Origin of the sequence: Aliiroseovarius pelagivivens (genome assembly GCF_900302485.1) — a bacterium.
GTDB classification, from domain to species: domain Bacteria; phylum Pseudomonadota; class Alphaproteobacteria; order Rhodobacterales; family Rhodobacteraceae; genus Aliiroseovarius; species Aliiroseovarius pelagivivens.
In genome coordinates this window covers 759,577-779,309 of sequence record NZ_OMOI01000002.1, presented here as the reverse complement: position 1 = coordinate 779,309, position 19,733 = coordinate 759,577, and the positions used below count along the sequence as shown (strand labels likewise).

The following is a 19,733-nucleotide window of genomic DNA, read 5'->3' as shown; positions in this document are numbered from 1 at the left end:
ATTCCGCAAAACAGCTTAATTCGACACAACGCCTTCAGGCTGACCGACCACCACAAAATGCAGCGCATCGGGGTGATAGACCTCGGATGCCACGCGGTTTGCCTCGTCTAATGTGACCGCCATAACCTGTTCGTTCCGGGTCGCGATATAGTCGATCGGCAGCCCTTCCAACTGCATCGCCACCATGATGTTGGCAATGTTGGCATTGCCGTCAAAGCGCAAGGGATACGATCCGGTCAGATAGGTCTGAGCAGCCGTCAGCTCCTCTTGTGTGATGCCTTCGCTGGCAATTTTTGCCCATTCATCGCGCACCACATCGATCGCCTCGCCGATCACTCCGTTCTGACTTGAGAACTGCCCAAGCACACTTTCGGTCCAATCGACCGGAACCAGATACGAGCCGATCCCATAGGTCAGTCCCCGCTCTTCCCGCACTTGGTTCATCAGGCGCGAAATCGAGCTTGGGCCGCCCAGAACCGTGTTGACCAGATAGGCCGCAAAGAAATCGGGATCTTCGCGTTCGATCCCGCCATGGCCGAAAAGCGCAACGGATTGCGGCGTATCGAAGGGCACGACTGTTGTGCCACCGGGCAGACCGAACTCGACCCGATCCGGCATGGCGGCGCCAGTCTGCGGCAGGCCCTCGAATAGTTGGTCAAGAAGTGGGCCAAGTTGTTGTGCGGTGATATCCCCCACGGCGGCTACATAGATCCGGTCCAGCACCATGGTGTCGCGATAGGCATTCACAATATCGTCGCGGGTCAGCGCAGTGACGCTTTCGACCGTCCCGCCATCATAGCTGCCATAGGCATGTTCCCCGTAGGCCGCTGCATCAAACGCATCACTGGCGATCGAGCTTGGATCGGTTGCGCGGGACGCAAGATGCGACAGAACCTGCGTGCGAACACGCTCCAGCGCCGTGTCGTCAAATCGTGGGTCGGTCAGCGCTTCGTGCAGAAGATCCACTGCCTGATCCCGGTTTTCCGTCAGAAATTGCGCTGAAATACCGATACTGTCTTCCCCGGCATCAAACCCGTACGAGGCTGCTAAAGCTTCACGCGATTCCGCAAAACCCTGCGCATCCATATCCCCGGCCCCTTCTTCCAGAAGGCCGACCATCAGGTTCACAGCCCCCCGCTTGTCTGGGCGATCCAGCACCGTTCCGCCACGAAAGCGAATTTCCAGCGCGGTGAAGGGAAGGGCCGGTTCGTGCACCAGCCAAGCCACATGACCGTTGGCCGAAGTAACCTCCTCCATTGCGACTTCGGCACGGGCGGGAAGGGTCAGGGCAATCAGCCCCGCCAAAACAAGAGCGATCCGTTTCATTACATGTCCTCTCCGCCTTCGGGCACCAGCCAACCGGTCACCGCCTTACGTTCGTCAAACACCGCGCGCGCGGCATTCATCACGTCTTCCGGTGTGACCGCCTGAAGCACATCAGGCCAAGCCGTGACATCTTCGATCGTCAGGCCCGAGGTCAGCGCCGACCCATACCGTTCGGCACGCGCCATCACGTTGTCCTGCGAATAGACGTCATCCGCACGGATTTGGAACTTCACACGCTCAAACTGCTCGGGGTCGATGCCGGTCTCAAGAAACTCGGCAATCTCGCGATCCAAGGCCGCTTCGGCGTCCTTCAATGACACCTCCGGAGTGGGCACAACGATCAACGAGAAACTGGTGTCGTCCAGCGATACCGAGCGATATCCCGCGCCCGCATAGACCGCGATCTGCTCATCAAACTGCAACGCCCGTCCAAGGACCGAAGTCGCTCCGTTTCCGCCAAGGATCTCGGCCAGATAGACCAGCGCAGCCGCTTCTTCCTGCGCACCACTGTCACGCTCGGGCGCCTGATAGCGGCGAAGGACATAGGGTTGCGCGACGCGCGGATCGGCAAAGCGCAGGCGGCGCTCGGCCAGTTGCGGTGGTTCCTGAACGCGCACGCGTTTCCCAAGGTCGGGGGTGGGTGCCAACGGGCCGTAATGCGTTTTGGCCAGCGCAAGCACCTCTTCGGGCGCGACATCACCCGCCACGACAAGAATCGCGTTGTTGGGCGCATAGAAGCGTTCATAGAAGGCCGAAGCGGCTTCGCGCGACAAGGTCTCCATCTCGTGCCGCCATCCGATAACCGGAATGCCATAGGGGTGGTTCAGAAAAGCAGCAGCGTTGATCTGTTCCCGAAACAGAGCACCCGGTTCGCTGTCGGTACGTTGGGCACGCTCTTCCAAGATCACGTCACGTTCGGTGGCGATATCGTCCTCGGACAGGATCAAATTGCGCACCCGATCCGATTCCATTTCCATCATCAAGCCCAGACGATCTGCAGCAATCCTTTGAAAATAGGCGGTGTAATCCTGCGAGGTGAACGCATTGTCCGACCCCCCGTTTTCGGCCACCACACGGCTGAGCGCACCCGCTTCATAGTTCTCGGTCTCTTTAAACAGCAGGTGCTCGAGAAAATGCGCGACACCGGAAACGCCGGGCTGTTCATCCGCAGCACCGGCACGATACCACAGCATGTGGACAACAACGGGTGCGCGGTGATCCTCGATCACGACAACCTCAAGCCCGTTGTCCAGTGTGAAACTGCTGACATCGTCCTTGGCCATCAGGGGCGAAGCCGGTCCCGCGCCCAAACCAACGGCCAACAATCCTGCAAGAATGAAACGCATGTAATGCTCCTTCTGTATCGGACTAAACTATCCACCCCGGCATTTGCTTCAAGCCTTGGCAACGCAGATGTGATCGAAGTTAACCCAGCGAGCGGTCCGGAAACGAAAAAGGGCCCGAAGGCCCCATTCTACGAGTCATTAACGATCCGTCACAACCTCGGGCGGTGCGGCCGGCGTCCAGATGCCCAGACGACGCAGGCGCTCTAGCTCAAGGTGCTGGTTCAGATGCATAGCCTCGTAAGCACGGTAATAGACGTTCACGTTGAACAACCGTTCCAGCACACGGCCCCGATTGTCCTTACGCCATTCAAGGTCCGATGCTTCAAGAACTTGTCGGATATTCGCGGACACGCCATAGCGGCTTGCTGCGCTGACCAGAGCCCCTTCTCCGCCGCGAAGCTTACCCGATCCAAGATTGCCACCAAGAGCCGCAATAGCGTCGGCCTTAGGTGTCGGATCGGTCAAGTTTGCCTGACCGGGAGTGGGGGCTGGCAGCTCGGAATAGCTTTTCGGCTCTTGCAGGGGTTTCGTCGGAAGAATCGCAAACTCGTCCGGGCCATCCTGTGACGCGCGCAAGTTCATCAGCGATGGATCGCTGTTGGAACATGCAACCAGCCCCATAATAATGGCACCAAAAGTCAGAAATTTCATAGACGAAACACGCATTTCACGTCCAATCCCCAAGGTAATCTATGGGTTTATTAGCCCATCTGGAAAGCCGCGTCACGGGGTCTTGTTAGACGAGGCGAAAAGAACCAGCCCAATGGCGCCTGCAAAGACGAAAATATCCGCCACGTTGAAGGAATACGGGTTCCGAAAACCACAACACGAGGTGTTCAGAAAATCGACAACGGCCCCATAATAAATACGGTCTACGACGTTGCCCAGCGCACCGCCAACCAGCAATCCTGCGGAAACCTGCGCCAGTCGCCCAACCTGTTCTTTGCGGATCCACCAGACAACCCAGATTGAAATAATCAAGGCCACTGCGATCAAGATCCAGCGGGTGACGCTTGGGTCAGCGCCGCCGAAAAGGCCGAAGTTGATGCCGGTGTTCCAACCCATCTGGTAAACCAAATAGGGCGGCCAGATCTGGACCACGCCGACGCGGTCCAGATCCAAAATATACAACGCGTGATACTTGGTCAGCTGATCCAGAAGGAACGCCACCAAAGCGGATATGCCGATCACGCGCATCATGGGCTTAGTGCCGGAAGTGGCGCATGCCGGTAAAGACCATGGCCAACCCTGCTTCATTTGCCGCGTCGATCACTTCCTGATCGCGCATCGAACCGCCCGGCTGGATCACGCAGGTGCCGCCAGCGGCGGCCGCTTCCAGAAGACCGTCGGGGAAGGGGAAGAACGCGTCCGAGGCCACAGCCGAGCCCTTCGCCAGGCTTTCGTCCAGGCCAAGTTCGGCGGCCATACGCTCGGCTTTCGATGCGGCAACGTTCGCACTGTCCAGACGGCTCATCTGACCGGCGCCCACGCCCACGGTGGCTTGATCTTTCACATACACGATGGCGTTCGACTTGACGTGCTTGGCAACTTTCCAAGCAAACAACAGGTCTTGCATTTGCGCGTCGGTCGGGGCTTTTTCGGTGACCACTTTCAGGTCATCCATGCCGACGTAACCTACGTCTTTGTCCTGCACCAGAATGCCGCCACCCACCTGCTTATAGGCAGTCAGGGCCGCACGTGTGTCGGGCAGACCATCGGTCAGTAGCAGACGCAGGTTCTTCTTGGCAGCGAAGATTTCTTTGGCCTCATCCGACGCACCGGGCGCGATCACGACCTCGGTAAAGATTTCGACAATTTTCGAGGCCGTTTCAGCGTCCAGCGGCTGGTTCAGCGCAACAATGCCGCCGAAGGCCGAGGTGCGGTCGCAGTCAAATGCCTTTTGATAGGCTTCGACCAGCGTCGCGCCCTGGGCCACACCACAGGGGTTGGCGTGCTTGATGATGGCGACAGCAGGGCTGACAGCGGGATCGAACTCGGACACCAATTCAAACGCGGCGTCGGTGTCGTTGATGTTGTTATAGGACAGTTCCTTGCCCTGAAGCTGCTGGGCAGTTGCTACACCGGGGCGGTTCGATCCGTCGGTATAGAACGCAGCCTTCTGGTGGCTGTTTTCGCCATAGCGCAAGGTCTGCTTCAGCTCACCTGCAAAGGCGCGGCGGCGCGGGGCTTCCAGCTCTAGCGCATCGGCCATCCAAGTGGATACGGCGGCGTCATAGGCGCCGGTGCGTGCATAGGCGATCTGGGCCAGCTTCTTGCGGAATTTCGGGCAGGTTGCGCCATTGTGCTGGTCCATGTCACCCAGCAGTTTGTCATAATCCTGTACATCGACGACAACGTTCACGAACGCATGGTTCTTGGCCGCTGCACGGATCATTGCCGGGCCACCAATGTCGATGTTTTCGATGCAAGTGTCATAGTCGGCGCCCTTGGCGACGGTTTCCTCGAACGGATAGAGGTTCACCACCAGCAGGTCGATCGCGCTGATACCGTGTTCCTCCATCGAAGCGACATGCGCATCGTTGTCACGCAGGGCCAGCAGACCGCCATGTACCATCGGGTGCAGCGTCTTTACGCGACCGTCCATCATCTCGGGGAAGCCGGTCACGTCGGCCACGTCTTTCACGGCCACGCCAGCGTCGCGCAGAGCCTTGGCGGAACCGCCGGTGGACAGGATCTCGACCCCACGGGCCTCGAGCGCCTGGCCCAGTTCGATCAGGCCGGTCTTGTCGGATACGGAAATCAGCGCGCGGCGCACCGGATGAAGGTCAGTCATGTCAGTTGGCCCCCCAAGGCCTGAAGTCTGTTAACTTGGCAGCTCCGCCCGGTCGCCCGTTTCAAGGTCACGCAAAACCGTTGGGGTGTCTTGCGCCTTGGCTAGCGTCCAGCGGATGCGTGTCGCATAGTCCATTGCGACGCCAGAGAGAACCACTTGTTTTGTTTTTCGGGGCTTCAGGCGTGACTTTTCCAAGTAAATGCTGCTTTGCAGCATCAGTTCACCACGCCCTTCGAAGCGGAACACCCAAATCTCGCCAGACCGAAGCGCCAGAGAAATCGCCGTGCCCCCCAGATCAACGGTCGCGTCGACCTCGGGATGCAGGTGGAAGCGCACGGTGAAGGGGACGCCTTGCAACGACGTGGCGTCCAGCGCGGTGTCGAACGCCTCTTGATCCGCGTCGGACACCGCAGCCAGTGTGTCTTCACCGGACAGCTCGCGACCTGACACGCTCAGCTCCACCTTGCGCATATGGGTTAAACCGTGGGTCGCGACATAGCCATCATGGGCGGCAACAATGCCGTTCGTTCCGACACCGACAACACGTTCCAGCGGCACCTGTTTTGGTGTCTGCACCAAGAAGGTCCGCTCGATCCCGTCCAAAACCTGCGGCTGAGACAGGCGCGACGATGACATCCCGGTCACGCCCAGCACAGAATGAGACGGCGTGGCGCGCCCCGCCTTGTGCCACTCCGGCCCAAATTGCACACCGGATCCGCAATTCACAATCACAGGACGCCGGCCCGAGGTCAGCTCGAACGCCAAAGTCGACGCGTGCCCATTGGCCGAAGCATTCCCGACAGGCGGCGGCGCACCGTCGACGATCACACTGGTGCGCCCGGCGGATAGACGGGCATAGCCCATCGCCAAATCCTCGTTCACGCCCGCCCGCACTCCGGAATTTGCCAGCGCATGATCCAGTCGCCCGTCCAAACCACGCCCACCGCCATGAAAACGTGCCAACCCGCCATCGGCATGACGAAGCGCGCGCAGGGTAGGCGCGATGCGGTTGATCGCTTCAATGTGGGCTGGCTCTGGCTCGCGGTCGCTTTCGCGCAGGGTCAGCGCGGCCCAGTTCAGCAGGGTGAACACTTCTAGAAGCTCTTCAGGGTTCCGGGTTGGAATTCCGCCCTGATCATCAATCTGATCCGTGCATTCCCGCGCCAAGGCCTGAATGGCGGCCTCCACATGAACATTGACGCCCGTCAGGCTGAATCCGGCATAGATCAGGCCCGTCAGAGCCTCGAACCGCGGCAGACCGGGTGTCGCCCCGCGCCAACGGCGTGCCAGAAACAACGTCTGCTGACCCAAAGATCGGAAGAACCGCTGACTTTGGTCAGAGGACATGCCCCGCATCAGAAACAGCGCATGGCTGATCCAGCGGATCAACCGCCGCCCGGTCAAATCCGGCGTCCAGCCTTCGCCGCGCCCATTGCCATAGGCATCAATCCAGCCAAATACCCATTCCTGCGCACGGTCGCGGGCCTCGGTGTCGCCAACACTGGCCAGATCATCCAGCCAGGCGAAGCCTTGGGTTTCTTCGATGAAGGCAGGATTGGGCGGCGGGATGTCCCACAACATGTAATCTGGCGCATTCACCAGATGCCCGGCGAACAAGAAGTTGCCAGCCAAAAGCTGCCGACCGCGTGCAAAAGATCCGATGGTCCGCGGTTCGGGTTGCGAAACAAACCCCGCCGCAGGCCGCGCCTTTGCCGCACGTCTTGCGTGCCAACGATTTGAAAATCGGGTGCTTAACCCGGAAGAACCGATCTGTGGAGCCACAGCGCGCCTCGCCTCATTCAACCTTGCCCAGGGTCATTTTGACCCGCCCCTCTTTGGAGGCTTTCGCAAAGCATACCAAGACGGCCCACGCCTGTCATGGCGAAATCAAGCGCGCGTGTTTATTTCCGACGCAGGCAGGTGATGAAGAACCCGTCCATTCCGCCCTGATCCGCCATGTAATGCGGGAACAGGCGCAACCCTTCCGGTCCAATCCAGTCGGCATCAACGCCCGGCAAACGCAGCGTATCAAGCTCGACCGACAGACCTTCATGGCGTGCCAAGGCATCGCGCACTTGCTCTTCGCCTTCGTCGATCAGCAGGCTACAGGTGCAATAGATCAGGCGGCCACCTGGCTTCAGAAGCCCCAGCGCCCGGTCGATCATGTGTTCCTGAAGCTCGAACAGCCCCGGAAACTCGCTACCATCCTTGGCATAGGGCAGATCGGGGTGACGTCGGATGGTGCCGGTGGCGGTGCAGGGCGCATCCAGCAAGATCGCATCAAACGGGCCGCCCTCGTATTCCAACGCATCACTGATGACCAATTCTGCCGACAGCTTGGTGCGGGACAGGTTTTCCTCTACCCGCTTCATCCGCCCCGCGGACACATCCAGAGCAGTGACTTTGGCGCCAGCTGCAGCAAGCTGCATGGTTTTCCCGCCGGGTGCTGCGCACATATCCAAAACAGTCTCGCCCGCCTGCGCGGCCAGAACCTTGGCGGGCAAAGCCGCTGCCATATCCTGCACCCACCAATCGCCATCCGTATAGCCCGGCAGGTTGGTGATCTGCCCCGCATCCGACAACCGAACCGAGCCGGTGGGCAGCAATTCGCCCTTCATCGTGCTTGCCAGCGCCTTGGCATCGCCTTTTGCTGTCAAATCAACAGGAGCGCCTGCGAACTGTGCGGCTTCCATCGCGGCCACAGCCTCTTTTCCGTAGTCAGCCAGCAAAGGTTTGCGCAGCCACTTGGGCAGGCGCGGGATGGGAAGCGTGTCCCACTTGGCTTTCTCGCGGTCGATTTTGCGCAGGACCGCGTTCACCAATCCCCGCGCATGTTCCGTTTCCGCCTGAGCCTTCGAGATCTCCACACAGGCGTTCACCACGCCATGCGCGGCCCCGCCATTGCAAATCTCAGAAACGCCAAGCCGCAAAATGTTCAACACACGCGGCGCAGGACGTTGCCGCAGAAACGGCCCCAGCATCCGGTCGCAACGATCCATGTCCCGCAAGGTCTGCATCACCAGCCGCTGGGCACGAGCGCGATCTTCGGCAGGCAGTTTTGCCAGACGTTTGAGCAATGCCTCGGACAACAACCGCTTCTCGACGGTTACATCATCCAGAAGGTCCACCACCACATACCGCACGTCTTTCGGGTTGCTCATCTCACGTCCTTTGCGTTTCGCTGCTTTGCGCCCTATATCATCCCCAACACCGAAACAAGGAGCGCCGCATGTCAGACGATAGCCCCAAGACCGACCAATCGAAAGAAGCTGCGCCCGAGACCCCCAAGCGTGACCTGCCGCCAGCCGCCATCCGCGCCCTTGCAGAAGCGGAAGAGCGTCGGAAAAAGGCCGAGGCCGAGGCGAAATCGCTGCCAACGGAACTTGGCGGTCGTGATGGGCCTGAGCCGGTACGTTTCGGTGATTGGGAAAAGAAAGGCATCGCCATCGACTTTTGATCGATGGCGTATGCGTTTTACTGGTTGAACACCCGGCTGGGATGCAACTCGCCCGCGCGATAGGTGCCAACGGCGACAGCCTTGCCCTCGTATGACGCCCAGGCCTCGTCGCCATATTCCACGTCCGAGGTCAGAACCATACCGGGATTGCCGTGACGCAGACGTGTCGCACCTTCCGCGTTGGCCTTCAGTTCGGGCAGATCCTGCAAGCCTTCCTCAAGCGGACGCAGATAGGCGTCCAGCTCTCCGGTCTTGGCGAGCTCTTCGATCAGGTCGATGGTCACACCGTCCTCGGCATCAAACGGCCCCGACCAGATTCGGCGCAAATTGCGCACATAGCCATGACAGCCAAGCACTTCGCCCAGATCGCGCGCGATCGAGCGGACATATCCGCCCTTGCCGCAGGTCATTTCCAGCGTCACGTGATCAGCATCCGGGCGGGACACCATCACCAGCTCCTCAACCCACAACGGGCGAGCGGCAATCTCGACGTCCTCGCCATCGCGGGCCAGCTTATAGGCGCGCTCGCCATCAATCTTTACGGCGGAAAACTTCGGCGGCACCTGCATGATGTCACCGGTGAACTGCGCCAAAGCAGCCTGAACATCTTCATCCGAAGGGCGCGCATCGCTTTCCAAAATCACCTCGCCCTCGCCGTCATCGGTGTTGGTCGCCTGCCCCAAACGCACGGTGAAAACATAGGCCTTCAGCGCGTCGGTAATGTAGGGCACGGTCTTCGTCGCCTCGCCCAAGGCCACAGCCAAAACACCGGTCGCTTCCGGATCAAGCGTGCCCGCATGGCCCGCCTTTTTGGCGTCCATCGCCCAGCGCACTTTGTTCACAACGGCGTTCGAGCTGATACCAGCGGGCTTGTCCACGACCAGCCAGCCATGGATATCGCGCCCCTTCTTGCGGCGTCCCATCAGTCTTCTCCGGCCTCGTCACTGTCCGGCTTGCGCAGATCGCGCTGCACCTCTTCCTGCTGCAACAGGCGGTGGGTGTGATCCATCTGATCGAAGGTCTCGTCCACCATGAAGCGCAGCTCGGGCGTGTGTTTGATCTTGATCGCGCGACCCACAATGCGGCGTAGCTCGCCTTTGTTGCGCGCCAAAGCCTTCACGGCCTCGGCCCCGCCCTTGCCGCCCAAGGGCAGCGCATAGACGGTTGCAATCGACAGGTCTGCGGACAGACGTACTTCGCCGATAGTAATGGACATGCGCGACAGGTCAGGGTCGTGCACTTCACCACGCATCAGGGCTTCGGACAGGGTCCGGCGGATCAGTTCGGCCACGCGCAGCTGTCGCTGGTTGGGACCACGTTGGTCTTCAAAACGGTTCTTTGCCATATCCGCCATGTATTCCTTGATGCGCTTGTGCGCAACAGGGCTTTGCCAAGCGCGCGCGCTCAGGTTAGACAACCCCAAACGAAATTCGGAGACCAAACATGAGCGATTTGCCAGGTATTGTCGTGATGGGGGCCTCGGGCCGCATGGGTCAGATGCTGATCAATGAGGTGCTGGCCAACGACAAGGCGCGCCTCGTGGGCGCATTGGAACGCCCCGGCCACGACTGGGTAGGGCGTGACGTGGGCGAATGCATGGGCGGACAGCCCGTGGGTGTCACTGTCACAGATGACGCGCTGACAACCATGGCCAAGGCGCAGGCGGTGATCGACTTCACCGCACCCGCTGCGACTGTTGATATGGCCGAGATTGCAGCCCAAGCCCGCGCCGTCCATGTGATCGGCACCACCGGTCTGACCGATGAGGATCTGGAAAAGATCGCACTTGCCGGTCGTCACGCAACGATCGTGCGTGCTGGAAACATGAGCCTTGGGGTGAACCTGCTGGTCCAACTGACCAAACAAGTTGCCGCCGCTCTGGACGAAGATTTCGATATCGAGATCATCGAATCCCACCATCACCACAAAGTGGACGCACCATCTGGCACAGCACTGATGCTGGGCGAGGCCGCCGCCGACGGGCGCGGCGTAGAACTGGCCGAGGTGTCCGACCGTGGGCGCGATGGCATCACCGGCGCGCGCAAACGTGGCGACATCGGCTTTCATGCGGTTCGCGGTGGAGACATCGTGGGCGAACACGACGTGATGTTTGCCGCCCCCGGCGAACGCATCGTTCTGCGCCATCTGGCCACCGATCGTGCCATTTTTGCACGCGGCGCCGTGAAAGCGGCCTTGTGGGGTCAAGACAAAAAGCCCGGTGAATACAGCATGTTGGACGTACTGGGTCTGTAGCCTTCGGGCGACACACTCCCGCCCAGCGCCTGCCCTGTCGGGCCGCGCAGGTTGGGGGTGGCCCGTGCCTACGGCACGGGCAGTCGCTTAGGTCAGAATCTCGGCAACTACGGGTCCGGGTTTTGGTGCTTCACCGATGTGATACGCCGCTGAAAGCTGCGCCTTGGCCGCCTCGGCATCCGCGTCCGAGGCCGCATGGATCACTGCAATCGGGTCGCCTTTCTCAAGTTTCGCCCCCAACGGCGCCAAGCGGGTCAGACCCACAGCCGGGTCGATTTGGTCCGCAGCACGCCGTCGTCCTCCTCCCAGCTCGACCACGCACAGCCCGACTTCGCGGGTGTCGATGCCGCTGACATAACCTGCCTCATCCGCGCAGAGTTCAGCAATCACGGGCGCTTGGGCCAGATGGGTTTCAGGCCGCTCGACAATATCCGATGGCCCGCCCAGCGCCGACACCATCTGACCGAATTTCTCCGCTGCACGCCCACTATCCAGCGCGTCGCGCACGCGTGCCTTTGCTGCCTGCCCATCACTCTCAGCCCCCGAAGCAACCAGCATCTGTGCGCAAAGCGCGGTCACGACGTCCTCCAACCGCGGGGTACGATGCGCGCCGGTCAGAAACTCGATGGCGTTCAACGTCTCGACCGCATTGCCTGCGGCATCGGCCAGCGGTTCATTCATATCCGTGAGAAGCGCATGACAGGGCAGTCCGGCCAAATGTGCAACGCGCTGGATCGATGCCGCCAGCTCGCGCGCATCGTCAAAGTTGGACATGAACGCGCCATTTCCGAATTTCACATCCATCACCAGTGACCCCAATCCGGCCGCCAGCTTCTTAGACAGAATCGAGGCGGTGATCAGCGGAATGCTCTCCACCGTCGCCGTCACATCCCGTATCGCATAAAGCCGCTTGTCCGCCGGGGCCAAATCGCCGGTCTGTCCAATGATGGCGCAGCCCACATTGCGCACCACCTTGTCAAAAAGAGCATTGTCAGGCTGCGAGACGTATCCCGGAATCGCATCCATCTTGTCCAGCGTGCCGCCCGTGTGTCCCAACCCGCGCCCTGAAATCATCGGCACGTAGGCTCCGCAGGCCGCAAGAATAGGTGCGAGCATCAGACTGACATTGTCGCCAACACCGCCGGTCGAATGCTTGTCCACCACTGGGCCGGGCATGTCAGGCCAGTCGAACACATCGCCACTGTCGCGCATCGCCAACGTCAGAGCGGCGGTTTCGTCTGGCGACAACCCCTTCAGCCACGAGGCCATCGCAAACGCCGCAACCTGAGCGTCGCTGGCGCTGCCCCCAGCGATGCCGTCAACCATCGCGGTGATGTCGTCGCCAGTCAGAACCTGACCATCGCGTTTCTTTCGAATGACTTCGGATATCAGCATGATCTGCTCCGTTTTCTTTCACCTTCCGATCATTCCTGCTGCAACGCAAGGGGTTGCCAAGGGTCAGGACTAGCCTCAAAAAGCGGTCATGATTACACGCGAGTTCCAAAAAGGTGACGCCCATTCCACTGCCGTTTATTCGGATTGTGAAAAATACCGCTATACGCTGACGCGTGTGTGGGAACCCGCCGGGCGCAAGGCGCTGTTCATCATGTTGAACCCGTCAACGGCGACCGAAGTACAGAACGACCCCACGGTTGAACGCTGCGAACGCCGGGCCCGCACCCTTGGGTTTGGCGCATTTCGGGTCACCAATATCTTCGCATGGCGCGACACAGATCCACGCAAAATGCGCGCTGCAGCTGATCCCGTAGGTCCGGCAAATGATGCGGCCATATTGGACAGCTGCCCGTGGGCTGATCAGGTCATTTGTGGCTGGGGCACCAACGGAGAACATCAGTCGCGCGGACCCGAAGTTGAACATCTTCTTCGGCAGGCCAGCCAGCCGACGTTTCACTTGGGTCTGACCAAAGGTGGGCACCCGAAACATCCACTATACATCGCCTACGCCCAACAACCGGAACGCTGGTTCTAAGTATAGATCTTAGGCAAAAACATTCGAACGAACTTCGACATAGATGTCACGCAGAGTGGCATCCGGGGCGCCTTCCAAAACGGCAACAACTTGTCCACCGACCGTAACCACACCATCTTTCCCATCGTCCGAAGGATTGACCTCGCAGGTCAGGTCAGAATGACCCTCTTCTTCATCCAGTGAAATGCGCAGGAAATCCCGGCCCGTTTCGAAATCAGTAACCTTAGCCACTGGGTGTCCATCTTCACCATCGGGATATAGCCAGAAGATGTCATTTCCTTCCCCTCCGGTTGCCGTATCCGACGCCCCAAAGATCAAGGTGTCATCGCCGTCACCCCCGTCCAACACATCTGACGCATGATCGTTGTGCCAGTCATAGTCATGTTGCTCCGCGCCGCTTTCTTCCATTGCGTGGCCAAAATGATCGATCACATCGTCACCGTCGCCGCCCAACAACCAATCAGCCCCAAGCCCGCCTTTCAGAATGTCATCGCCATCGCCACCGTCCAATTTATCATTATCCGTGGCATCCGAGCCCCCCGGCATTTCATCCTCATGACTGCCACCGAATAGCTGGTCATCGCCGTCACCACCTGTCAGCACATCATCACCAGTGCCGCCATCAAGGTAAGTGTCTAGACTGTCCGATCCGTCTAGTTGATCGTCGCCCTGCCCCCCAAAGGCAGCCAGAGCCCCATCGCCCGCAATGATGGTGTCATTGCCATCATTGCCAAACAGATATGCCGCTTCATCCCCTGCCCGGATCGTGTCGTCGCCAGCACCTGCATCATAGACGTCAACCGCCCCATCGCCCGAAACAACGGCCGTACCTTTAAAGGTCGAGATCTGCCCCAGATCACCCGCTGTATCAGACGCGCCAAGGGTTACCTCGTCGTCCTCATCAGTCAGCACATGTTCGTCCGTGCTGGGTACAAAGTGATCCAGCTCTTCACGCCCATAATGCGAATCGGTTTCGCTGCCTAAAAGCTGATCCAGCAAAGTCTGCTCTTTGTCTGGGCTGTCACCATCCCCGGATCCGTCGTTCGGGGTCAGGACACCACCGGAGCCACCGTTAACTGGGGCACGGCCACCAGTCCCATCAAGATCGTCAGAGCCGCCGCCATTGCCTTCGAGGTCATTCCCCACCTCATCAGTCGTGAAGCTTTCCGCCATTAAAGCCACCGGCATAAGGCTTAGAAGTAACAACCCAAATAGCATCCAATACGCCGCCTGTTTCTGTCTTGCTTGCAAATCATCCGTCACAATGATGGCGATCACCGCTTGCGAATGTATGAAACACCACGCATTCTTCGACTGAAATTTGCGGACAACTTTAATCAAATCGAAGGTTAACAAAGTGTTAACGGCTCCCACACACCGCCAAACAAGGATCGAGTGATGCCAAATTCGGACAGTGATGCAACCGACGCTCTGGCCCAGCGTGAAGAACAGCTCTCGCAAGAGGTGCGCGCCCTTCGGGCCGAGGTCGAACGCATGAACAACCATCGTTTCATTCGCCTGCATGACAGCCTGTTCAAGCTGGGGATGTTTCAATTGTATAGGGGCCTGGCCTTTGGTCTGGGGTCCGTACTGGGGGCCACAATTCTTGTGTCTTGGGTGATCTATATGCTGGGCTCGATCGACTTTATCCCGGTGCTGGGCGATTGGGCCACGCAGATCATCGACGAAATTCAGATCGCCCCGCCGCAGCAATGATTTTCTTTGCGTTTGACGCAGTTTCCTTCTATACGCCCCCATCCGCATGAAAACTGCGGGTGCCTCCATGGGCCTTGCTGGACGACATCCCGGCCTGCGCCATCCACTTTAACCTATGAAGGAGACCCCGATGTCGATCACTACTGAAGAAAAGAACCGCCTGATCAAGGAATTCGGCACCAAAGACGGCGACACTGGTTCGCCCGAAGTTCAGGTTGCCATCCTGTCGTCGCGTATTGCGACCCTGACCGAGCACTTCAAGACCCACAAGAAAGATAACCACGGTCGCCGTGGCCTTCTGAAAATGGTCGCCCTGCGCCGCAAGCTGCTGGACTATGTGCGCGGTAAAGACGAAGCCCGCTATCAGGACCTGATCAAGCGTCTGGGTCTGCGTCGCTAAGACCTGCCCCGTTTGGATAGAAACGCCCGTCTTGCAAAAGGCGGGCGTTTTCTTTTGGGGGTCGGCACCAAAAGGGCGTCCCACTTGCTTTACGTGTGGTCTGGCTTGAAATGACCCGCGTTCATCGCCCAGCCTGTGCACAGGTGAGGAGACGTCGATGAAAGAAGCAATCCGTGTTTTGATGAATATGGGCAGCCTGCACCGGCTGTTTCCGTTCTGGGTTCTTGGGCTGGTCGCTTTGGTGAACTGGTTCACGCCGTGGCTATTGCTGGCCATCGCCTATGGCGTGCTGGCGCAGTTCTTCGTCGAATACGCCATGCACCGCTTCCTTCTGCATCGCGAGCCACCCACCGATCAGGGCGTGTTCAACGAGTTGTACCGAAGCCATATCGGCCACCACGAGTTTCCCAACGACCCCGAGTTCTTTACCGGTGGCGATCACTGGTACGCATTGCGGTTCGGAGCGATCTCTTTCGTAGCACATACGCTTGTGCTCTGGCCCCTTCTCGGGCTGGGACCGGCGACGCTGTTCGCCTATGTGGCTCTGTTTGTCGGATCGGTCAGCGCCTTCACCTTCTATGAATACTGCCACACACTGGCCCATGTGAACGTGCCGAAGGGATGGTTCGGGCAGCGCGTGACGCGCACGCATCTGGCCCACCACTTTCAGGATCACGAGGCCACCTTCCACGTCAGTTTCGGCATGAACTGGATCGACAGATTGTTCGGCACCAAGCACGATCCCGACGTGGCGCGACAGCGGTTTGATCGGGAAACCATCCTGTCTATGGGCATGGACCCCGAGGATCTGCGCCTTGTCACCGCCCGCAAGGCATTCGGCATCACCAAGCACCCGCGCCGCCGCCACGGCCAGGCACATCAGCGCTAACGGTTTTGCTTTCCAAACCCCTTGTTTTCCTGTAAGGCGCACGCATCTGAGACGTGACGCTTCGACCCCGGCGCATGAAAAAGGTAGAGGGGTCGGTGGCAATGGGGCCACCACGAAAACGGAAGACCCGGAGGGCCGGGAGTGCTTCCAACTAGGAAAACATGATGTTTGACGTAACTAAAAAATCGATGGAGTGGGGCGAAGAAACCCTCACTCTGGAAACGGGCAAAGTTGCCCGTCAGGCCGACGGAACCGTGATCGCCACTCTGGGTGAAACTTCCGTAATGGCCAACGTGACCTTCGCGAAGGCACAGAAGCCCGGTCAGGACTTCTTCCCGCTGACAGTTCACTACAACGAGAAATACTATGCCGCTGGTAAAATCCCCGGTGGCTTCTTCAAACGCGAAGCGCGTCCGACCGAAAAAGAGACGCTGACCTCGCGCCTGATCGACCGTCCGATCCGCCCGCTGTTCGTACCCGGCTTCAAAAACGAAGTTCTGGTAATCTGCACCGTGCTGAGCCACGACCTTGTTAACGATCCCGACATCGTTGCGATGATCGCTGCTTCGGCTGCTCTGACCATTTCGGGCGCGCCCTTCATGGGTCCGATCGCTGCTGCACGTGTTGGCTTTGAAGACGGTGAATACGTTCTGAACCCGACTTGCGACGACATGCACCAGCTGCGCAACAACCCGGACCAACGTCTGGACCTTGTTGTCGCTGGCACCAAAGACGCCGTGATGATGGTTGAATCGGAAGCCTACGAGCTGACCGAAGCCGAGATGCTGGGCGCTGTGAACTTCGCGCACCAGGAAATCCAGCCGGTTATCGACCTGATCATTGATCTGGCCGAAGACGCCGCGAAAGAGCCGTTTGACTATCAGCCTGCTGATTACTCGGACCTCTATGCTGCTGTTAAAGCCGCTGGCGAAGACAAGATCCGCGCCGCTTACGGCAACACCGACAAACAGGAACGCGTTGCGGCCCTGTCGGTTGCCAAAGAGGAAATCGTTGCCGCTCTGACCGAAGAGCAGCAGGAAGACGCGAACCTTGGTTCGGCTCTGAAGAAACTGGAAAGCTCGGTCGTTCGCGGCGACGTCGTGAAAACCGGCAAGCGCATCGACGGTCGTGCTCTGGACACCGTTCGTCCGATCGTTTCGGAAGCAGGCATCCTGCCCCGTACGCACGGTTCGGCCCTGTTCACCCGCGGCGAGACACAAGGTCTGGTTGTGACCACTCTGGGCACCGGCGACGACGAGCAGATGATCGACGCGCTGACCGGCACCTACAAATCGAACTTCATGCTGCACTACAACTTCCCGCCCTACTCGGTCGGCGAAGTAGGCCGCTTTGGTTTCACCGGTCGTCGTGAAATCGGTCACGGCAAGCTGGCATGGCGTGCGCTGCAGGCAGTTCTGCCGTCGGCAACCGACTTCCCCTACACCATCCGCGTTGTGTCCGAGATCACCGAGTCGAACGGCTCGTCCTCGATGGCATCGGTATGTGGTGGTTCGCTGTCCATGATGGACGCGGCTGTTCCGCTGAAAGCACCGGTTGCTGGTGTTGCCATGGGTCTGATCCTGGAAGATGACGGTTCGTACGCTGTACTGACCGACATTCTGGGTGACGAAGATCACCTGGGTGACATGGACTTCAAAGTGGCTGGTACCGAAGACGGCATCACGTCGCTGCAGATGGACATCAAGGTCGCAGGCATCACGCCCGAGATCATGGAGAAAGCCCTGGCACAAGCCAAGGAAGGCCGACTGCACATCCTGGAAGAGATGAACAAAGCTCTGTCGGAAGGCCGTCAGGAATTCTCGGCTCACGCTCCGCGCATCGAGACCATGAACATCCCGACCGACAAGATCCGTGAAGTGATCGGCTCGGGCGGTAAGGTCATCCGCGAAATCGTCGAAGTGTCGGGCGCTAAGGTCGACATCAACGACGACGGCGTGATCAAGATCGCTTCGCCCAACGGCGACGCCATCGCCAAGGCTTACGAGATGATCCACTCGATCGTTGCAGAGCCGGAAGAAGGCGCGATCTACACCGGTAAAGTTGTGAAGATCGTCGACTTCGGCGCCTTCGTGAACTTCTTCGGCAAGCGCGACGGCCTTGTGCACGTCAGCCAGATCGAAAACCGCCGCCTGAACCATCCTTCGGACGTTCTGAAGGAAGGCCAGGAAGTTAAAGTCAAACTGCTTGGCTTCGACGACCGCGGCAAAGTTCGCCTGTCGATGAAAATCGTCGATCAGGAAACCGGCGAAGAGATCGCTCCGGAACAGAAGAAAAAAGAAGACTAACTTGTAGTCTTTCGCAATTGAGAGCCCCGGTGGTAACACCGGGGCTTTTTTGTTGGATGCTGGATTTGCAAGTTTCACCCGAAATGAAAAATGTCGAACCGCGCACGAAAGTCGCACTCGCCCCATAATTGACATTGATAATGTCATTATGACATGTATATTGCCACCATGACCACACATCACCTTCATAAGCTCATCTGGATGTCACGACCCTTGATGCAAGCGGCCGAGGCCTGCGTAGAAGCAGGGCTAGAAGACACCGCGCTTACGGTGCGAATGCGCGCCGTACTGGAAATCCTACGACAGCACGGCGATCAAACCGTCCCGGACATCGCTGCCCGCCTCGAGATCAAACGCCAGTACGTCCAATTGATGGTGAACGAGACACTCTCGGGCGGTTTCGTCGCGCAACGCGTAAACCCGCGCCACAAACGCTCGCCGCTTATAACCCTGACCGAACAGGGCAGCGCCCTGATAGAGCGCATCATCTTGCAAGAATTGGCGTTGATGCAAGAAATCGGCGGATCCTTCCGAGCCGAAGACATCGCGACCGCATTGGACGTCGTACAGGCTGTGACCAGCAAACTGAAAGACCTGTCAGGAGGAACGAAGTAATGCTTGGTTATCTGCTGGGCCTCGCGGGGCTATTTGGGGTTTTGGGTTTTCTATGGCTCACCCTTGGCATCAGGCGCATTAGCGCGGTCAGCATTGGAGAACCAATTGGTGAGCGGACGAAAGAGGCACTGCTGCTGATCGACCTTCAGACTGTCTTTTGGGACCACGGCCCATATTCCGACGCCGCAAAGCAATCGGCCAAAACCGCTGTCCTTCACGAGGTCGACGCAGCAAAAGCGCAAGGCCATCACGTTGTCGCACTCCGTCAGGAATGGTCGATCCCTTCGACCAAGGCCGTCGCGCAGCTGGCCATGAAAGGGCAAGCGATTAAGGGCAGCGCTGGCACAGAACTTGCAACACCTTTTGCCGGGCTTGCCGATCATGTCCTTGTAAAACGTGTACAGGACGCGTTTGAAACCGGCGAACTTGACGCACTCTTGGCCAAGCTTGACGTTGGAAAGCTGCGCCTAGCGGGTCTGGACCTGAATTATTGCGTGAAGAATACTGCGTTGGCAGCCCGCAACCGCGGGTACGAGGTTTCGGTAGTAAGCAACGCAACCCTGTCCAGCTCAACGCGCAACCAGGCTGAACAACAGTTGGCCGCGCATGGGGTGGTCCTGCACTAGCCTTTGACGGCTAAG

The 19,733-nt window shown here is 59.0% G+C and carries 20 protein-coding genes; 9 read left to right on the top strand and 11 right to left on the bottom strand.

The annotated features are described in order from the left end of the window. Positions 1–15 precede the first annotated feature (15 nt). The 7 genes from ALP8811_RS15965 to ALP8811_RS15935 form a co-directional block, all read right to left on the bottom strand. On the bottom strand, positions 16–1,326 hold the full coding sequence (locus ALP8811_RS15965; RefSeq protein ID WP_108858240.1) for a M16 family metallopeptidase: 1,311 nt from the start codon (positions 1,324–1,326) through the stop codon (positions 16–18). After that, positions 1,326–2,672: a M16 family metallopeptidase gene (locus ALP8811_RS15960; protein WP_108858239.1), complete on the bottom strand. Its 1,347-nt coding sequence runs from the start codon at positions 2,670–2,672 to the stop codon at positions 1,326–1,328. Before ALP8811_RS15960 ends, ALP8811_RS15965 begins: the two co-directional genes overlap by 1 nt. A 138-nt stretch (positions 2,673–2,810) precedes the next feature. Further along, positions 2,811–3,323 (bottom strand): DUF3035 domain-containing protein, encoded by a 513-nt coding sequence (locus tag ALP8811_RS15955; protein ID WP_245924686.1) that lies wholly within the window; start codon positions 3,321–3,323, stop codon positions 2,811–2,813. Between the two features lie 72 nt (positions 3,324–3,395). Further along, on the bottom strand, positions 3,396–3,872 hold the full coding sequence (gene lspA, locus ALP8811_RS15950; protein ID WP_306418718.1) for a signal peptidase II: 477 nt from the start codon (positions 3,870–3,872) through the stop codon (positions 3,396–3,398). Between the two features lie 4 nt (positions 3,873–3,876). Continuing rightward, a complete protein-coding gene (gene purH / locus ALP8811_RS15945; RefSeq protein WP_108858237.1) occupies positions 3,877–5,466 on the bottom strand; it encodes a bifunctional phosphoribosylaminoimidazolecarboxamide formyltransferase/IMP cyclohydrolase in 1,590 nt (529 codons plus the stop codon). 30 nt (positions 5,467–5,496) lie between these two features. Then, on the bottom strand, positions 5,497–7,098 hold the full coding sequence (locus ALP8811_RS15940) for a heparinase II/III family protein (protein ID WP_370738909.1): 1,602 nt from the start codon (positions 7,096–7,098) through the stop codon (positions 5,497–5,499). Positions 7,099–7,367: 269 nt separating this feature from the next. Beyond that, positions 7,368–8,627, bottom strand: a complete 1,260-nt coding sequence (locus ALP8811_RS15935) for an RsmB/NOP family class I SAM-dependent RNA methyltransferase (RefSeq protein ID WP_108858235.1) — start codon at positions 8,625–8,627, stop codon at positions 7,368–7,370. Between the two features lie 68 nt (positions 8,628–8,695). Here ALP8811_RS15935 and ALP8811_RS15930 point away from each other — a divergent pair, with 68 nt between their 5' ends. Continuing rightward, positions 8,696–8,923 (top strand): DUF1674 domain-containing protein, encoded by a 228-nt coding sequence (locus tag ALP8811_RS15930; protein WP_108858234.1) that lies wholly within the window; start codon positions 8,696–8,698, stop codon positions 8,921–8,923. A gap of 17 nt (positions 8,924–8,940) precedes the next feature. Here ALP8811_RS15930 and truB read toward each other — a convergent pair whose 3' ends face one another. Together truB and rbfA are read right to left on the bottom strand one after the other, a co-directional pair. Continuing rightward, the gene (gene truB, locus ALP8811_RS15925; protein WP_108858233.1) at positions 8,941–9,846 is read right to left on the bottom strand and encodes a tRNA pseudouridine(55) synthase TruB; all 906 of its coding nucleotides are present in this window, start codon (positions 9,844–9,846) and stop codon (positions 8,941–8,943) included. Continuing rightward, positions 9,846–10,268 (bottom strand): 30S ribosome-binding factor RbfA, encoded by a 423-nt coding sequence (rbfA, locus tag ALP8811_RS15920; protein WP_108858320.1) that lies wholly within the window; start codon positions 10,266–10,268, stop codon positions 9,846–9,848. The genes truB and rbfA overlap by 1 nt, the downstream gene beginning before the upstream one ends. A 98-nt stretch (positions 10,269–10,366) precedes the next feature. On the opposite strand from rbfA, the gene dapB reads away from it, so the two are divergent. Beyond that, a complete protein-coding gene (gene dapB / locus ALP8811_RS15915; RefSeq protein ID WP_108858232.1) occupies positions 10,367–11,176 on the top strand; it encodes a 4-hydroxy-tetrahydrodipicolinate reductase in 810 nt (269 codons plus the stop codon). Positions 11,177–11,263: 87 nt separating this feature from the next. Here dapB and deoA read toward each other — a convergent pair whose 3' ends face one another. Next, positions 11,264–12,571, bottom strand: a complete 1,308-nt coding sequence (deoA, locus tag ALP8811_RS15910; RefSeq protein ID WP_108858231.1) for a thymidine phosphorylase — start codon at positions 12,569–12,571, stop codon at positions 11,264–11,266. Between the two features lie 88 nt (positions 12,572–12,659). Between deoA and ALP8811_RS15905 the strand changes: the two genes are divergently transcribed. After that, entirely contained in the window at positions 12,660–13,166 is a 507-nt protein-coding gene (locus ALP8811_RS15905; protein WP_108858230.1) for a DUF1643 domain-containing protein, read from the top strand. A 9-nt stretch (positions 13,167–13,175) separates the two neighbouring features. On the opposite strand, the gene ALP8811_RS16525 is transcribed toward ALP8811_RS15905, so the two are convergent. Then, positions 13,176–14,384 carry a calcium-binding protein gene (locus tag ALP8811_RS16525; protein ID WP_181363789.1) on the bottom strand — a complete coding sequence of 403 codons (1,209 nt, stop codon included), beginning with the start codon at positions 14,382–14,384 and terminating at the stop codon, positions 13,176–13,178. 180 nt (positions 14,385–14,564) lie between these two features. Here ALP8811_RS16525 and ALP8811_RS15895 point away from each other — a divergent pair, with 180 nt between their 5' ends. The 6 genes from ALP8811_RS15895 (at position 14,565) to ALP8811_RS15870 (ending at position 19,718) form a co-directional block, all read left to right on the top strand. Continuing rightward, positions 14,565–14,882 (top strand): DUF5665 domain-containing protein, encoded by a 318-nt coding sequence (locus ALP8811_RS15895; RefSeq protein ID WP_181363788.1) that lies wholly within the window; start codon positions 14,565–14,567, stop codon positions 14,880–14,882. Between the two features lie 130 nt (positions 14,883–15,012). Continuing rightward, on the top strand, positions 15,013–15,282 hold the full coding sequence (gene rpsO, locus ALP8811_RS15890) for a 30S ribosomal protein S15 (RefSeq protein ID WP_108858227.1): 270 nt from the start codon (positions 15,013–15,015) through the stop codon (positions 15,280–15,282). A gap of 157 nt (positions 15,283–15,439) precedes the next feature. Next, a complete protein-coding gene (locus ALP8811_RS15885; protein ID WP_108858226.1) occupies positions 15,440–16,171 on the top strand; it encodes a sterol desaturase family protein in 732 nt (243 codons plus the stop codon). 164 nt (positions 16,172–16,335) lie between these two features. Beyond that, on the top strand, positions 16,336–18,477 hold the full coding sequence (pnp, locus tag ALP8811_RS15880) for a polyribonucleotide nucleotidyltransferase (RefSeq protein WP_108858225.1): 2,142 nt from the start codon (positions 16,336–16,338) through the stop codon (positions 18,475–18,477). Between the two features lie 168 nt (positions 18,478–18,645). Continuing rightward, complete coding sequence (locus tag ALP8811_RS15875) at positions 18,646–19,092, top strand: MarR family winged helix-turn-helix transcriptional regulator (RefSeq protein WP_245924685.1); 447 nt, start codon at positions 18,646–18,648, stop codon at positions 19,090–19,092. Then, positions 19,092–19,718 (top strand): cysteine hydrolase family protein, encoded by a 627-nt coding sequence (locus tag ALP8811_RS15870; RefSeq protein ID WP_108858224.1) that lies wholly within the window; start codon positions 19,092–19,094, stop codon positions 19,716–19,718. The genes ALP8811_RS15875 and ALP8811_RS15870 overlap by 1 nt, the downstream gene beginning before the upstream one ends. The last annotated feature ends 15 nt before the right edge of the window (positions 19,719–19,733 follow it).

What these genes read in the sequence shown, in the direction of transcription:
- ALP8811_RS15965 (WP_108858240.1), bottom strand. Translation starts at nt 1,326, where the DNA reads ATGAAACGGATCGCTCTTGTTTTGGCGGGGCTGATTGCCCTGACCCTT.
- ALP8811_RS15960 (WP_108858239.1), bottom strand. Translation starts at nt 2,672, where the DNA reads ATGCGTTTCATTCTTGCAGGATTGTTGGCCGTTGGTTTGGGCGCGGGA.
- ALP8811_RS15955 (WP_245924686.1), bottom strand. Translation starts at nt 3,323, where the DNA reads ATGAAATTTCTGACTTTTGGTGCCATTATTATGGGGCTGGTTGCATGT.
- lspA (WP_306418718.1), bottom strand. Translation starts at nt 3,872, where the DNA reads ATGATGCGCGTGATCGGCATATCCGCTTTGGTGGCGTTCCTTCTGGAT.
- purH (WP_108858237.1), bottom strand. Translation starts at nt 5,466, where the DNA reads ATGACTGACCTTCATCCGGTGCGCCGCGCGCTGATTTCCGTATCCGAC.
- ALP8811_RS15935 (WP_108858235.1), bottom strand. Translation starts at nt 8,627, where the DNA reads ATGAGCAACCCGAAAGACGTGCGGTATGTGGTGGTGGACCTTCTGGAT.
- ALP8811_RS15930 (WP_108858234.1), top strand. Translation starts at nt 8,696, where the DNA reads ATGTCAGACGATAGCCCCAAGACCGACCAATCGAAAGAAGCTGCGCCC.
- truB (WP_108858233.1), bottom strand. Translation starts at nt 9,846, where the DNA reads ATGGGACGCCGCAAGAAGGGGCGCGATATCCATGGCTGGCTGGTCGTG.
- rbfA (WP_108858320.1), bottom strand. Translation starts at nt 10,268, where the DNA reads ATGGCAAAGAACCGTTTTGAAGACCAACGTGGTCCCAACCAGCGACAG.
- dapB (WP_108858232.1), top strand. Translation starts at nt 10,367, where the DNA reads ATGAGCGATTTGCCAGGTATTGTCGTGATGGGGGCCTCGGGCCGCATG.
- deoA (WP_108858231.1), bottom strand. Translation starts at nt 12,571, where the DNA reads ATGCTGATATCCGAAGTCATTCGAAAGAAACGCGATGGTCAGGTTCTG.
- ALP8811_RS15905 (WP_108858230.1), top strand. Translation starts at nt 12,660, where the DNA reads ATGATTACACGCGAGTTCCAAAAAGGTGACGCCCATTCCACTGCCGTT.
- ALP8811_RS16525 (WP_181363789.1), bottom strand. Translation starts at nt 14,384, where the DNA reads ATGCTATTTGGGTTGTTACTTCTAAGCCTTATGCCGGTGGCTTTAATG.
- ALP8811_RS15895 (WP_181363788.1), top strand. Translation starts at nt 14,565, where the DNA reads ATGCCAAATTCGGACAGTGATGCAACCGACGCTCTGGCCCAGCGTGAA.
- rpsO (WP_108858227.1), top strand. Translation starts at nt 15,013, where the DNA reads ATGTCGATCACTACTGAAGAAAAGAACCGCCTGATCAAGGAATTCGGC.
- ALP8811_RS15885 (WP_108858226.1), top strand. Translation starts at nt 15,440, where the DNA reads ATGAAAGAAGCAATCCGTGTTTTGATGAATATGGGCAGCCTGCACCGG.
- pnp (WP_108858225.1), top strand. Translation starts at nt 16,336, where the DNA reads ATGTTTGACGTAACTAAAAAATCGATGGAGTGGGGCGAAGAAACCCTC.
- ALP8811_RS15875 (WP_245924685.1), top strand. Translation starts at nt 18,646, where the DNA reads ATGACCACACATCACCTTCATAAGCTCATCTGGATGTCACGACCCTTG.
- ALP8811_RS15870 (WP_108858224.1), top strand. Translation starts at nt 19,092, where the DNA reads ATGCTTGGTTATCTGCTGGGCCTCGCGGGGCTATTTGGGGTTTTGGGT.